At 42.4% G+C, this 13,902-nt stretch carries 11 protein-coding genes and 1 rRNA gene; 4 read left to right on the plus strand and 8 right to left on the minus strand.

The window, feature by feature from the left end; all coding sequences use genetic code 11:
* The 8 genes from BA724_RS01990 to dnaA form a co-directional block, all read right to left on the minus strand.
* Positions 1-82: ribosomal RNA gene (locus BA724_RS01990) — 16S ribosomal RNA — on the minus strand; the annotation flags it as partial.
* Positions 83-296: 214 nt separating this feature from the next.
* Entirely contained in the window at positions 297-1,376 is a 1,080-nt protein-coding gene (locus tag BA724_RS01995) for an HD-GYP domain-containing protein (protein ID WP_069937024.1), read from the minus strand.
* A 99-nt stretch (positions 1,377-1,475) separates the two neighbouring features.
* Positions 1,476-3,944 (minus strand): DNA gyrase subunit A, encoded by a 2,469-nt coding sequence (gene gyrA / locus BA724_RS02000; RefSeq protein ID WP_069937025.1) that lies wholly within the window; start codon positions 3,942-3,944, stop codon positions 1,476-1,478.
* Between the two features lie 210 nt (positions 3,945-4,154).
* On the minus strand, positions 4,155-6,074 hold the full coding sequence (gene gyrB, locus BA724_RS02005) for a DNA topoisomerase (ATP-hydrolyzing) subunit B (protein WP_069937026.1): 1,920 nt from the start codon (positions 6,072-6,074) through the stop codon (positions 4,155-4,157).
* 38 nt (positions 6,075-6,112) lie between these two features.
* Positions 6,113-7,231, minus strand: a complete 1,119-nt coding sequence (gene recF / locus BA724_RS02010) for a DNA replication/repair protein RecF (RefSeq protein WP_069937027.1) — start codon at positions 7,229-7,231, stop codon at positions 6,113-6,115.
* A 23-nt stretch (positions 7,232-7,254) separates the two neighbouring features.
* The gene (gene yaaA / locus BA724_RS02015) at positions 7,255-7,491 is read right to left on the minus strand and encodes a S4 domain-containing protein YaaA (protein WP_069937028.1); all 237 of its coding nucleotides are present in this window, start codon (positions 7,489-7,491) and stop codon (positions 7,255-7,257) included.
* Positions 7,492-7,583: 92 nt separating this feature from the next.
* Positions 7,584-8,720 (minus strand): DNA polymerase III subunit beta, encoded by a 1,137-nt coding sequence (gene dnaN, locus BA724_RS02020; protein ID WP_069937029.1) that lies wholly within the window; start codon positions 8,718-8,720, stop codon positions 7,584-7,586.
* Between the two features lie 191 nt (positions 8,721-8,911).
* Positions 8,912-10,267, minus strand: coding sequence for a chromosomal replication initiator protein DnaA (gene dnaA / locus BA724_RS02025; protein WP_069937030.1), 1,356 nt, complete (start codon positions 10,265-10,267; stop codon positions 8,912-8,914).
* Positions 10,268-10,865: 598 nt separating this feature from the next.
* Here dnaA and rpmH point away from each other — a divergent pair.
* The 4 genes from rpmH (at position 10,866) to mnmE (ending at position 13,889) form a co-directional block, all read left to right on the plus strand.
* The gene (gene rpmH / locus BA724_RS02030; protein ID WP_046180646.1) at positions 10,866-11,000 is read left to right on the plus strand and encodes a 50S ribosomal protein L34; all 135 of its coding nucleotides are present in this window, start codon (positions 10,866-10,868) and stop codon (positions 10,998-11,000) included.
* Between the two features lie 134 nt (positions 11,001-11,134).
* Positions 11,135-11,503, plus strand: a complete 369-nt coding sequence (gene rnpA, locus BA724_RS02035) for a ribonuclease P protein component (protein ID WP_069937031.1) — start codon at positions 11,135-11,137, stop codon at positions 11,501-11,503.
* 24 nt (positions 11,504-11,527) lie between these two features.
* The gene (gene spoIIIJ / locus BA724_RS02040; protein WP_069937032.1) at positions 11,528-12,280 is read left to right on the plus strand and encodes a YidC family membrane integrase SpoIIIJ; all 753 of its coding nucleotides are present in this window, start codon (positions 11,528-11,530) and stop codon (positions 12,278-12,280) included.
* Positions 12,281-12,503: 223 nt separating this feature from the next.
* The gene (gene mnmE, locus BA724_RS02045) at positions 12,504-13,889 is read left to right on the plus strand and encodes a tRNA uridine-5-carboxymethylaminomethyl(34) synthesis GTPase MnmE (protein WP_069937033.1); all 1,386 of its coding nucleotides are present in this window, start codon (positions 12,504-12,506) and stop codon (positions 13,887-13,889) included.
* Positions 13,890-13,902 lie beyond the last annotated feature (13 nt).

The raw sequence follows: 13,902 nt of genomic DNA on the forward strand, positions 1-13,902 counted from the left end.
AGCTCCGTCAAGTCCGCTCGACTTGCATGTATTAGGCACGCCGCCAGCGTTCGTCCTGAGCGAGGATCAAACTCTCCAAAAAGTGTTTGACTTGCTCAATTGTTTCTATTAAAAATACGGGGTGTACTCTTAATAGAAGTTAAAAATTAAAACGTTGACGTTTTATTGATTTTGTTCAGTTTTCAATGTTCAATGTTCAATTTCGCTTCATTTTCGCTATCATCATCTGACGACTTAAATAATATACCATGTATAAAAATAAAGAGCAAGTCTTTTTTATAAAAAAAACAGCCTTTTTAATTGGCTGTTTTCTCCTCGCTTTTTTCGATGTATAAGTCTCTTCGTTTCGCTAGATCTAGAAAGTCTCCATTTCGGAGTTGAACGAGCGGTCTTGTCTTATTTCCAGGTTGAACGAATATTACTTTCCCTTCGATTCCATTTGATAACGTGACTTGCATGCCTGGAGATAATTCCGCCACTAATGAAAACAGTGCACCCATAATAGAAAGATCAAACTGTCCGAATAAATCCTGTTGAATCATTTCAATAGCTTTAAAAACAGATTCTCTTCTACGAAACAGCCGCTCGGTCGTCAGCGCATGGTATGTATCAGCCAGCCCGATTAATTGTGAGATTGGGTGTATCGCATTTCCTTTTTCACCCGCAGGATAACCAGAGCCATCTAAGCGTTCATGATGCTGATAAATTGCCAGCTTCGCTTCTGGTTTTAAAAGCTTTAAATCTTTTACCATTTTATAGCTGACGACAGGATGATTCTGAATTTCTGTGTATTCAGTTTCAGTGAGCGCTGTGCTTTTTGTTAACAAAGACATTTTAATTTTCGACATACCACAGTCCGCCAATAGTCCTGCGAGAGCTGATTGAACGATTAATCCCTTATCGTAATTCAGCTTTTGGGCGATCATGCCGCTTAATAAGCCGACTGATAGAGAGTGATGGTAAAGATATGCGTCTTTTTTAGAGTAAGATGAAATTTTTTGAAGCTGCTCCGGATTTTCTAATGTATATTCCAGAATTGGTAAAATAATTGTACGCATCCTGGCAATTTCCACATTCATTCCGGACTGCCACCGTTGAAATTCTTCTTTGACACTTTCCAATGTTTTAAAATAAAGCTGCTCCATTGTATCAATTATTGGCAGTATACTAGTTGATGGAGATGCTGAATATAACGAAACGGTCGTATTTTCTTCCTCTGCTATAACGTCTACTGACTGTATTGAAAAAGCACGTAAAAATCGAATATGCTGGTCTGTCAAAACCATCCCGGCTGAGATGATGGGAGTGGATGTTCGGGCTAAAACCGCTTCTTTTAGCCGGTATCCCGGTTCAATAATTTCAACAGCTATATACATTTTCCACCTCGCGTTCTGTCTTTACACCTACATTATAAAGAAATTAAGTTAAAATAGACAGACAAAAAGCACAGACATATGAAACGCCTGTGCTTTTCTTTATTCTTCTAGTTCTTCTAGTTCTTCTAGTTCTTCTTCATCTTCTTTTTCAACTTTCGCAACTGTAGCCACCGTTTCGCTATCACCCAGACGAATAAGTTTCACGCCTTGTGTATTCCGGCCAGTAATAGAAATTGTAGCAATATCCATCCGAATCATAACGCCGCCCATTGTAATCAGCATAAGGTCTTCTTCACCCGTAACGGTTTTAACAGCAATAAGTGCTCCATTTTTCCCGGTAATATTAAGTGTTTTAAGCCCTTTGCCACCGCGTGTTTGAATGCGGTATTCAGATTCAGGCGTTAATTTTCCGTACCCATTTTCTGTGACGATTAAGATGTAATCATTTTCTTCTACAAGTTCCATTCCAACCGCGTAATCCCCTTCTGATAAGGTGATTCCTTTTACGCCTGTTGACGTACGGCCCATAGAACGGACATTATCTTCAGGAAAACGAATAAGCATACCATCGCGTGTTCCCATAACAATATGCTTGTTACCATCCGTTAACCGAACAGAGATCAACTCGTCTTCGTCGCGGATATTTAACGCAATTAAGCCATTTGTTCGAATGTTTGCGTAATCCATTAACGGTGTCCGTTTAACGACACCCTGTTTAGTCGCAAAGAAAAGGAATGAATCCTCCGTGAACTCTTCAACGAATAACATCGAGTTAACCCACTCATCCTGTTCAACACCCAGCAGGTTGACGAGCGGAATTCCTTTTGCCGTCCGGCTGAATTCAGGAAGCTGATAGCCTTTTAAGCGGTACACTTTTCCTTTATTTGTAAAGAAAAGGATTGTGTCATGAGTAGACGTTGTAAGCAGCTGCTCAACAAAGTCATTTTCATTCGTGCCCATTCCTTGAATGCCACGTCCGCCACGGCGCTGGCTCCGGTATGTGGAGATTGGCTGGCGTTTAATATAGCCTTTATGTGTTAATGTAATAATGATTTTTTCAACCGGAATTAAATCTTCATCCATCAAGTCACCCGGCGCTCCGTCTGTAATTTCTGTGCGGCGCTTATCATTAAATCGGTTTTTGATTTCAATTAATTCTTCGCGAATGATCTCAAGAATTTTTTCTTCATCGGCTAAAATAGCTTTTAACTCAGTAATAACAGCCAGCAGATTTTGATATTCTTCTTCGATTTTTTCACGTTCAAGACCGGTAAGGCGCTGCAAACGCATATCTAAAATAGCTTGTGACTGTTTTTCAGATAGGCCGAATTGTTCCATTAAGCCTTCGCGAGCAAGATCCGCTGTTTGTGAGCCACGGATCAACGCAATAATACGGTCGATGTGATCCAGCGCAATACGCAATCCTTCTAAAATATGAGCACGCGCTTCTGCTTTATTTAAATCAAATTGTGTACGGCGGCGGATAATTTCCTGCTGATGCGCTAAATAATGCGTTAAACATTCTTTTAAGCCGAGGACTTTTGGATGTCCGTCGACAAGCGCCAGCATATTAATTCCAAAACTTGTCTGCATAGCCGTATATTTGTACAAATTGTTTAAAACAACACTCGCATTCGCGTCACGGCGGATTTCCATCACGATTCGCATACCTTCTCGGTCAGATTCGTCACGAAGATCGGTAATGCCGTCAACCTTTTTATCACGTACGAGTTCAGCGATACGCTCAATCAGCTTTGCTTTATTAACTTGGTATGGAATTTCCGTCACAATGATCGTTTCTTTGCCATTAGCTTTTTCTTCAATTTCTGTCCGTGCACGCAAAATAATGGACCCGCGTCCTGTTTCATAAGCTCGGCGAATACCGCTGCGGCCCATTAAAATGCCAGCAGTTGGAAAATCAGGACCAGGAATATGTTCCATCAAATCGAGAACAGATATCTCCGGATTTTTGCTGACAGCGAGGATAGCGTCAATGACTTCTCCGAGCTGATGTGGCGGGATATTCGTCGCCATACCAACCGCAATGCCCGAAGCCCCGTTTACGAGCAAGTTAGGGAATCGGGCTGGCAGAACAACAGGCTCCCGTTCAGATCCATCATAGTTATCTTTGTAATCAATTGTATCTTTATTTAAATCACGCGTAATTTCCATGGCAATTTTGGACATGCGGGCTTCTGTATAACGCATTGCTGCCGCTGCATCGCCATCTACTGAACCGAAGTTTCCGTGGCCATCCACAAGCATATAGCGATAGTTAAAATCCTGCGCCATCCGTACCATCGTTTCGTATACGGCTGAGTCACCGTGCGGATGATATTTACCGATAACATCACCGACGATCCGCGCAGACTTTTTATATGCCTTATCGGCAGTCATGCCAAGATCATTCATTGCGTATAAAATACGCCGGTGTACCGGTTTCAATCCATCACGAACGTCCGGAAGCGCCCGGGATACGATAACACTCATCGCATAATCAAGAAACGATGACCGCATTTCCTGGCTTATATTAATCTCTTTCACGTTGGAGCTTGGCATATCAGCCATGAAAAATCCTCCCTTTAAGAAAAGTGCAAGGTGTACAGCTTTAGGCGACAAGCATAAGACGAGTAGTTTTTAGAGCAAAGGCTAAAATCGCGGCATTATACCGCAAAGCCTTTGTGACCCACACCCTATAAGGCCCTCGAACTAATGACGCCTGGAACTGGACAATGTAAGAAAAGCCGGAGCGTCCGCAAATACGGACGCTTTCTCAACTTATATATCAAGATTTTTTACGTATCGTGCGTTGTCTTCGATGAATTTACGGCGTGGTTCTACTTTATCGCCCATTAAAATTTCAAACGTTTCATCTGCTTCCATTGCGTCTTTTAGTGTTACTTGCAGCAATGTTCGCGTAGATGGATCCATCGTCGTTTCCCATAGCTGGGTCGGATTCATTTCCCCGAGACCCTTATAACGCTGCAAAATTGGTTTTGCATTCGCCGGAATGGTTTTCATGATTTCATCTAGCTCATGATCGTTGTATGCATAACTGATGTTCTTGCCTTGCTGCACTTTGTAAAGCGGCGGCTGGGCAATATAAACATAACCTGCTTCAATAAGCGGCCGCATGTACCGGAAAAAGAATGTTAACAGCAATGTCCGGATATGCGCACCATCTACATCGGCATCCGTCATGATCACTAATTTATGATAACGTGCTTTCGACAAGTCAAACTCTTCGCTAATGCCTGTGCCGAGCGCCGTAATCATAGCTCGAACTTCATTGTTGGATAAAATTTTATCTAAACGTGCTTTTTCTACGTTTAAGATTTTCCCACGCAGCGGCAAGATTGCCTGAAAGTGGCGGTCACGCCCCTGTTTCGCTGAACCACCCGCTGAATCTCCTTCTACAATATAGAGTTCGCTGATTTTTGGATCACGCGATGAACAGTCTGCCAGTTTCCCTGGAAGGCTTGATACTTCAAGCGCACTTTTCCGACGTGTCAATTCACGGGCTTTTTTGGCAGCCATTCGTGCACGTGCAGCCATCATCCCTTTTTCAACGATTTTCCGCGCGACATTTGGATTTTCAAGCATAAACGCTTCAAAGCGGCCTGAAAAGACATTGTCTGTTACAGTACGCGCCTCTGAATTACCAAGCTTTGTTTTCGTTTGGCCTTCGAACTGTGGATCTGGATGTTTAACTGAAATAATGGCTGTCAGCCCTTCACGAACATCTTCTCCTGATAAATTGCCGTCAAGCTCTTTCGCTAAGCCATTTTTACGCGCATAATCGTTAATCACACGGGTCAGTGCCGTTTTAAAGCCGGATTCATGTGTACCGCCTTCGTGTGTACTTATATTATTGGCAAATGAGTAAATATTGCTTGCATAGCCATCGTTATATTGAAGAGAGACCTCGACTTGAATGCCTTCGCGCTCTCCTTCCATGAAAATGGCTTCTTCATGCAGCACTTCCTTCGTACGGTTCAAATGCTCCACATACGATTTAATTCCGCCTTCGTAATAGTATTCATTTTTTTTGCCGTCTTCACGCTTATCTTCAAGCGCTATTTTAATGCCACGGTTCAAGAAAGCGAGTTCCCGAAGACGCTGTACTAATATGTCATAATCGTACACGAGTGTTTCAGTGAAAATCTCGCTATCCGGCCGAAAATGAATATGGGTGCCGGTAATATCCGTTTCCCCTACTACTTTTAAGTCCTCTTGCGGCACACCGCGCTTAAATGCTTGATAATGAATTTTTCCATCACGGTGAACATATACTTCCAAAAGCGTCGAGAGCGCATTAACAACTGATGCACCGACGCCATGAAGACCGCCGGATACTTTGTAGCCGCCGCCGCCAAATTTCCCGCCGGCATGAAGGACAGTTAAAATAACCTCCACAGCCGGACGGCCCATTTTTTCATGAATGCCGACTGGAATCCCGCGGCCATTATCTTTAACGGTAATACTGTTATCCTCTTCTATCGTGACATTGATTTCATCACAATAACCAGCTAGTGCTTCATCGATGCTGTTATCGACAATTTCCCAGACGAGGTGGTGCAGTCCTCTTGCACTTGTTGAACCAATATACATTCCTGGACGTTTTCGGACAGCTTCAAGTCCTTCGAGCACCTGTATTTGATTTTCATCATAGGAAGGTGTCGTATTTTGCGGGTCCATAGTCAAATCCAGTCACCTTCTCTTTCGGTAAAATAATCTTATTTTATTTGGTTAATCGCACCAGCTGTTACACTATAAGCCGATGCGGCATTTAATGTGTCGTGCTCAAGACCGTCTGTATTCGTTGTGGTCACAAACGTCTGCACTTTTCCGTGGATCGTGTTCAGCAAATGTGATTGGCGGTAATCATCCAATTCCGATAAGACGTCATCGAGCAGTAAAATTGGGTATTCTCCAATTTCTGCTTGAATCAGTTCAATTTCAGCAAGTTTCACAGCAAGTGCCGTTGTGCGCTGCTGTCCTTGCGACCCAAATGTTTGAATGTTTTTGTTGTTCACATAAAAAAGAAGATCATCCCGATGTGGACCGGTTAAGGTAATACCCCGGTCTATTTCTCTCGTCCGGCCCTTTTGGAACGCCTCCAACATAGCTGAGCGTATTTGATCGTCGCTCTGCCCTTCCGTTACCCCGACTGCCGGCTCATAAACGATGGAAAGTGATTCAATACCACGTGAAATACCCGAATGAAGCGGTCCCGCCCATTTTTGAAGCAGGCGAATAAATTCAAATCGTTTTTTCATCACTTTCACCGCCAGCTCCACAAGCTGCTCGGTAAAAACGTCAAGCATTGCAAAGTCAGACGCCCTTTTCGTCTGGAGCTGCTTTAAATAATGGTTCCGCTGCTGCATCACTTTATGATAAAGGCTCAAGTCGTGCAAATAGACAGGAGATACCTGTCCGATTTCCATATCAATAAACCGCCTTCTTACTTGAGGGCTGCCCTTTACCAGTGTTAAATCTTCCGGTGCAAACATGACAACATTCATGTTACCGATATATTGACTAAGCCGTGTTTGTTCCAAGTGATTGACCTTGGCTTTTTTACCTTTTTTTGAAATGACGAGCTCAATCGGAAGTGACTGGTGCTTTTTTTGCACTCGCCCTTTTATTTTAGCATATTCCGCTTCCCAGCGAATTAAATCTTTATCATTCGATGTCCGATGCGATTTGGCCATTGCCAATACATAGATGGACTCGATTATATTTGTTTTCCCTTGAGCATTTTCACCGATGACGACATTAACAGTATTATCAAATTCCACGAGGAGCGATTCATAATTCCGATAGTTTTCTAAGGCCAGTTGTTCAATGTGCATATGAAAACACCTTTCGATGGCCGTTAATCGCTGTCTTCCTCAGTTCCAAATCCTACTTCGTATACGCCATCACCAGGAATCTCCACTTCATCCCCTTCATAAAGCTTCCGGCCGCGTCTAGCATCCAGTTCTCCATTGATGTATACTTCATGCTCACTCAAGTACCACTTTGCCTGGCCGCCGGTCTGAATAATGCCCGCCAGTTTTAGAAATTGGCCAAGAGTAATAAATTCCTCGTTTTCTGCTTTTTTTGTCGTCATAAGTTCATTTCCTCCGTAAATATCCTAATACTTTATTTTAACATAAATACAAAAGAAGCGGAGCCAATACGCCCCGCTTTTCCGAAGATTAATTAATATGTGCGCACCGGCAAAATTAATTGCAAAGTAGAGTCGTCATGAAGCGGCCGAATAACGAATGGGCGCATCGCTCCAGTAAATTGAATTTCAATCTCTGTCCCTTCGATTGCTTTCAGCGCATCCATCATATACTTCGCGCTGAATGAGATCTTCAGTTCTTCTCCTTCAGCCGCCAAGCTGTTTACTTGCTCCGTTACTTTGCCAATCTCCGGTGAATTGGACGAAATTTCAACGGTCCCATCATCATTGCTGCTCATTTTCACAACATTATTTCGTCCTTCGCGCGCTAAAAGTGAAGCACGGTCAACGGCCTGTAAATATTCTTTTGTATTTAAGTCGATTTTTGTTTTATGTTCATCCGGGATAAGACGACTTGTGTCCGGGTAATTTCCGTCAAGCAATCGTGAGAAAAACAAAACATGCTTTGAACGGAACAATACTTGGTTTTCTGTCATGACAATTTCAACCGGTTCATTTGTGTCATCCAAAATTTTGCTTAGCTCTGTCAAGCTTTTCCCTGGGATCACAACGTTGTACTCGCCTTCCGGAAGCCCTTCTGCTGCCGTTTTGCGAAGAGCAAGACGGTGGCTGTCGGTAGCTGTGCAAATGAGTTTGCTGTTTTCAATCTTCCAGTTTACCCCGGTTAAAATTGGACGCGTTTCCGACGTAGATACAGCAAACACCGTTTGGCGAATAAGTGTTTTCACAAGGTCGGCAGGCAGCTTAAACACATTCTCATCATCGATTTGCGGCAAATGGGGGTATTCATCAGCATCCTGGCCATTCAAATTAAATTCTGCATGTCCTGAACGAATGATTGTTTGGAATGAAGATGATGTTTCAAATTCGATAGTAGATGCCGGAAGTTTTCGGACGATTTCATTGAAAAACCGTGCATTTAAGACAACACCGCCTGTTTCTTCAATTGTGGCGATCGCCACTTCTCCTTCTTCACTGGGAATGAACGATTCGATTGAAATATCAGAGTCGCTTCCCGTCAGTGTGATCCCCTCATCCGATGCATGAATTTTAATTCCGGTCAAAATGGGGATTGTTGTTCTCGAACTTACTGCCTTTAGTACATCTTGTATGCCAGCAGCGAGCCGGTCTTTTTGAATCGAAAATTTCATAAGAATACCTCCGAAATTATTTTTGAATAACAATTTTAATAAGGGCAATTTTAATAATTATATATTTAAAAAATAATAGCCGTAGTAGTAGGGGGTGTTGATTTGTGGATAAGTGTATAAAAACGAAATAATAACAGTCTATCCACATGTGGACAGACTGTTGATGAACGCCCTTTTTTATTCACAGCTTATTAAGCTTTTAAAATGGTAATGATTTCTTTTACTTTTTGAGCAGCGGCAGGATCTGTTTCCATGAGCTTTGAAATTTTCTCATGTGCATGAATCACTGTTGTGTGATCGCGCCCCCCAAACTCTTCGCCAATTTTCGGCAGAGAAAAATCAGTCAGTTCCCGAGACAAGTACATTGCAACCTGTCTCGGGAAGGCGATGGATTTCGTTCTTTTCTTTGCAGTGAAATCTTCTAGGCGAATACCGTATTGTTCTCCAACAACCCGTTGAATGTCTGGGATGGTCACAACTTTTGGGCGCGATCCTGGAATGATGTCTTTCAACGCGTCTGCTGCGACAGTTGCATTCACTTCTTTGTTAATTAGAGAAGAATAAGCAACGACTCGGATCAAAGCCCCTTCAAGCTCCCGGATATTTGTATCAATTTGATTTGCTATATACAGCATCACTTCATTTGGCACATCCAAGTTTTCCGCACGTGCTTTTTTGCGCAAAATGGCAATCCGTGTTTCAAGATCCGGTGGTGTGATATCTGTAATTAGTCCCCATTCAAAACGGGAACGTAATCGGTCTTCAAGTGTTGGGATTTCTTTAGGCGGCCGATCGCTCGAGATGATAATTTGTTTGCTTTCCTCATGAAGCGTGTTAAACGTGTGAAAAAACTCTTCTTGTGTCTGTTCTTTCCCGGCTAAAAACTGAATATCATCAATAAGCAGCACGTCGACATTCCGGTATTTATTCCGAAATTCGACTGCTTTGTTATCACGAATTGAATTAATAAATTCATTCGTAAACTTTTCCGATGACAAATAAACGACTTTTGCACCAGGATTATGCTCGATTACATAATGGCCAATGGCGTGCATCAAATGGGTTTTACCCAGACCGACGCCCCCGTAAATGAATAATGGATTATAGGCTTTTGCCGGCGCTTCAGCAACTGCGAGTGATGCAGCATGAGCGAATCGGTTACCAGATCCGATAACAAATGTGTCGAATGTATACTTTGGATTCAGCATACTTTGAATCGTTGGTTCACCGTTTGATTTTGGAGCTGGTGCCGGCTGCTCGGCACGATGTGTTGGCGGTACATATGATTTCAGATCATGGACGTCTGGGGAAATAAAATAAACATCCAGCTTTTCACCGGTTAATTCATCAATAATTTCAGACGTTAAGTGCGTATAATGCCCTTCAAGCCAATCACGGTTGAAAAAATTAGGCGCTGCAACAACAATCGCATCTCCATGAAGCGAATGAGCTTTTGTTGACTTCACCCACGTTTCGTAACTCGGCTTGCTGATTCTTGTCTGGATACGTTCCAGCACTTTGTTCCATAAATCATCAATATTTTCCATTGGCCCCTCCTTACTGACTGTCAGCGCAGTTTGTTTAATGTTTGTACAACTAAAAAACCTTAGATTTCGAGCGAAATTCATAATTATGCATGACAATGTTTGTGAATAAATATATAATAAGATGAAACTAGTTTTTCGACAAAACTAACAGTCTGTGGATAAAGATAAAAACACCCTGTACATTATTTTTCCACATATTATCCACAACTGTGGATAGATAATATGTCGAATTTTAGTTATGCAGAGTGAAAACAAAATAATAATAGCAGAAAAAACGAGACTGTGCAATGGCTTGAATTATTTATCCACAGGCTTTAAAACACTGTTTAAAAGATTGTCCACAGGGTGCGGACTTGTGAAAAGATCATAGAAGAGGCTGTGGATAATCAAAAAATGCTGTCGATTACTGTCCACAGCAAAAAATAGGTCTATAAATAGCGTTTTCTGTACAAGGTAGATTCCTTATCAAAAAGACAGTGAAATAATTTGCATCCACGGCCATTTTAAAATTTGGTTGACAGGATACAGGCTCATCCTTATAATTAACAAAGACTGTTTTGAAAATATGAATTTTAAAACCTCAGGGAGGTGTTTTAATATGAAAAGAACGTATCAGCCTAATAAACGTAAAAGAAGCAAAGTTCATGGTTTCCGTGCACGCATGAGTTCTAAAAACGGCCGCCGTGTTTTAGCAAGCCGCCGTGCTAAAGGCAGAAAAGTACTATCTGCATAAGACCACTGACCATTTCAGTGGTCTTTTTTTCTAAAGATTGCTGAGGGACCGCGGGAAGCGGGTCACGAAGGCGTTGCCGCAGGAAGCAGCGGAGTTAGCCTTTGATCCTTAAAAATAGCCAGCAGGTGCCATACATGAAAAAACCATTCCGCATTAAAAAAAACGACGATTTTCAAACGGTCTTCAGTAAAGGTAAGTCGTTCGCGAATCGCCAGTTTATTGTGTACTTGTATAAAAAAGAACAAAACGTCCCGTTCCGGATCGGCTTGTCCGTCAGCAAAAAGCTGGGCAACGCTGTTGTGCGTAATCGTATTAAGCGATATATAAGACAGAGCTTTACGGAACTGAAGACAGACATTAAGCCTGGATACGACTTTATTGTCATTGCACGAAAGCCGGCTGCCGACATGTCTTGTGCAGAAGTGAAGGGGAGTCTTATACACGTATTGAAACTGGCGCGGGCGCTTCAGCGAGAACAATCGAATCCACTCAATAAGAATTAAGCCAATGACAGGGGGCGCAACCGCTTGAGCAAAAGAATGCTTTCAGTCCTGATGGTGGCTCTTTTTTCCGTCTTGCTTGCAGGATGTACGGAAGTCAATCAGGACATTACAGCGGACAGTGAAGGATTCTGGAATGAGTACGTCATTTATCCGCTTTCGCAATTTATTACAGCCACATCTGATCTAGTAGGTGGCTACGGTCTTGGGATCATTGTCGTTACGATCATTATTCGGATCATCATTTTGCCGCTTATGATCAAGCAGACGAAAAGCGCTAAAGCGATGCAGGAGATCCAGCCTAAAATTAAAGAAATTCAAGAAAAATACAAGTCAAAAGATGCACAAACGCAGCAAAAGCTTCAGCAAGAAACGATGGCACTCTTTCAGCAGAATGGTGTCAACCCGCTTGCCGGATGTTTCCCGATTTTGGTTCAAATGCCAATCATTATTGGTCTTTACCAGGCGATTATGCGGACAGGAGAAATTAAAAACCATACATTCTTATGGTTTGATTTAGGCTCGCCAGATATTATTTTGTCTGTTTTGGCCGGTGTATTTACATTTTTCCAGCAAAAATTGATGATGTCCGGCGCAGCAATGGAAAATCCACAAATGAAAATGATGCTTTGGCTTATGCCGATTATGGTTATCGTATTTGGTATTACACTGCCATCTGCACTTGCGTTGTATTGGGTAGTCGGCAGCATTTTCATGATTGTTCAAACATTGGTGATCAATGGAATGCCCAAGAAAAATGAAAATACTGTTGCTAAGTAAGCAATTAAAAAGACATTGCCATCCAGGTAATGTCTTTTTTTATGTATAAAAAGGGAAATAATACCACGGTAAAATTGCCGATTAAAAATAAGTTATCAACATGTGGACGATTATCTGTCTTTTTTTCACCAGCTGGCTGTGGTATTCTATTTATTTAGGGAATGACATGAAAGCCAGCAGGCAATAACATATATTAACATCAACATAAAAAGAGGTGAACGAAGTGGAGTTTGATACAATTGCCGCAATTTCGACGCCGTCTGGCGAGGGGGCAATTGCGATCGTCCGGCTGAGCGGCGATGAAGCGATTGCGATTGCGGATAAAGTATTTAAAGCACCGGGACAGAAAAAACTGTCCACAGTGCCGAGCCATACTATTCATTACGGTCATTTAATAGAGCCATCCACAGGCCGAACTGCAGAAGAAGTCATGGTGTCTTTAATGAAAGGCCCAAAAACATTTACACGTGAAGATGTTGTGGAAATTAACTGCCATGGAGGTATAACAGCCGTTAACCGTGTTTTGCAGATTGTCTTAAATGAAGGAGCGCGTCTCGCTGAACCGGGAGAATTCACCAAACGGGCTTTTTTAAATGGCCGAATTGATTTATCCCAGGCGGAAGCTGTTATGGATTTGATTCGTGCGAAAACAGATAAAGCAATGAACGTTGCCCTTAATCAAGTGGAAGGCCGATTATCGAAGCTGATTGGGCAGCTGCGCCAAGCAATTTTAGAAACACTGGCACACGTAGAAGTAAATATTGATTATCCAGAATATGACGATGTGGAAGAAATGACTCATCGTGTACTGCTCCAAAAATCGCAGTTTGTGCGAAAGGAAATTGATCGGCTGCTCCGGACGGCAGAACAGGGAAAAATTTTACGCGAAGGGTTGTCCACTGTTATTATCGGGCGCCCAAACGTCGGGAAATCTTCACTTCTTAATGCGCTTGTTCAAGAAAATAAAGCGATTGTTACAGATATTCCTGGCACAACACGGGATGTAATTGAAGAGTATGTCAACGTCAGGGGCGTACCGCTTCGGCTTGTTGATACGGCGGGCATTCGAGAAACGGAAGACATCGTGGAACGAATCGGTGTGGAGCGTTCAAGAAAAGTATTAAAAGAAGCCGATTTAATTTTACTTGTGTTAAACTATTCCGATGAGCTGACGCCGGAAGATGAAAAGTTATTTGAAGCGGTAGCCGGCATGGATGTTATTGTCATTGTCAATAAAACAGATCTTGAGCCGAAAATAAATATGAAACGTGTGAAAGAACTGGCTGCTAATAGCCGGCTTGTGACAACTTCGCTTCTTGAAGAAGAAGGCATCGATGAACTTGAAGAAGCCATTGCCGGACTCTTTTTTTCTGGAGCCGTTGGAGCACAGGATATGACCTATGTATCTAATTCACGCCATATTGCTCTATTAAATCAGGCAAATCGTTCGATTTCCGATGCAATCAGCGGAGTCGAATCAGGTGTGCCAATTGATATTGTTCAAATTGATTTAACAAGAACGTGGGAGCTGCTCGGCGAAATTATCGGCGAAAGCGTCCATGAAAGCTTGATTGACCAGCTATTTTCACAGTTTTGTCTCGGGAAATAAGCAATGGAAAGGA

The organism is Domibacillus iocasae, from assembly GCF_001750285.1.
Taxonomy (GTDB): domain Bacteria; phylum Bacillota; class Bacilli; order Bacillales; family Domibacillaceae; genus Domibacillus; species Domibacillus iocasae.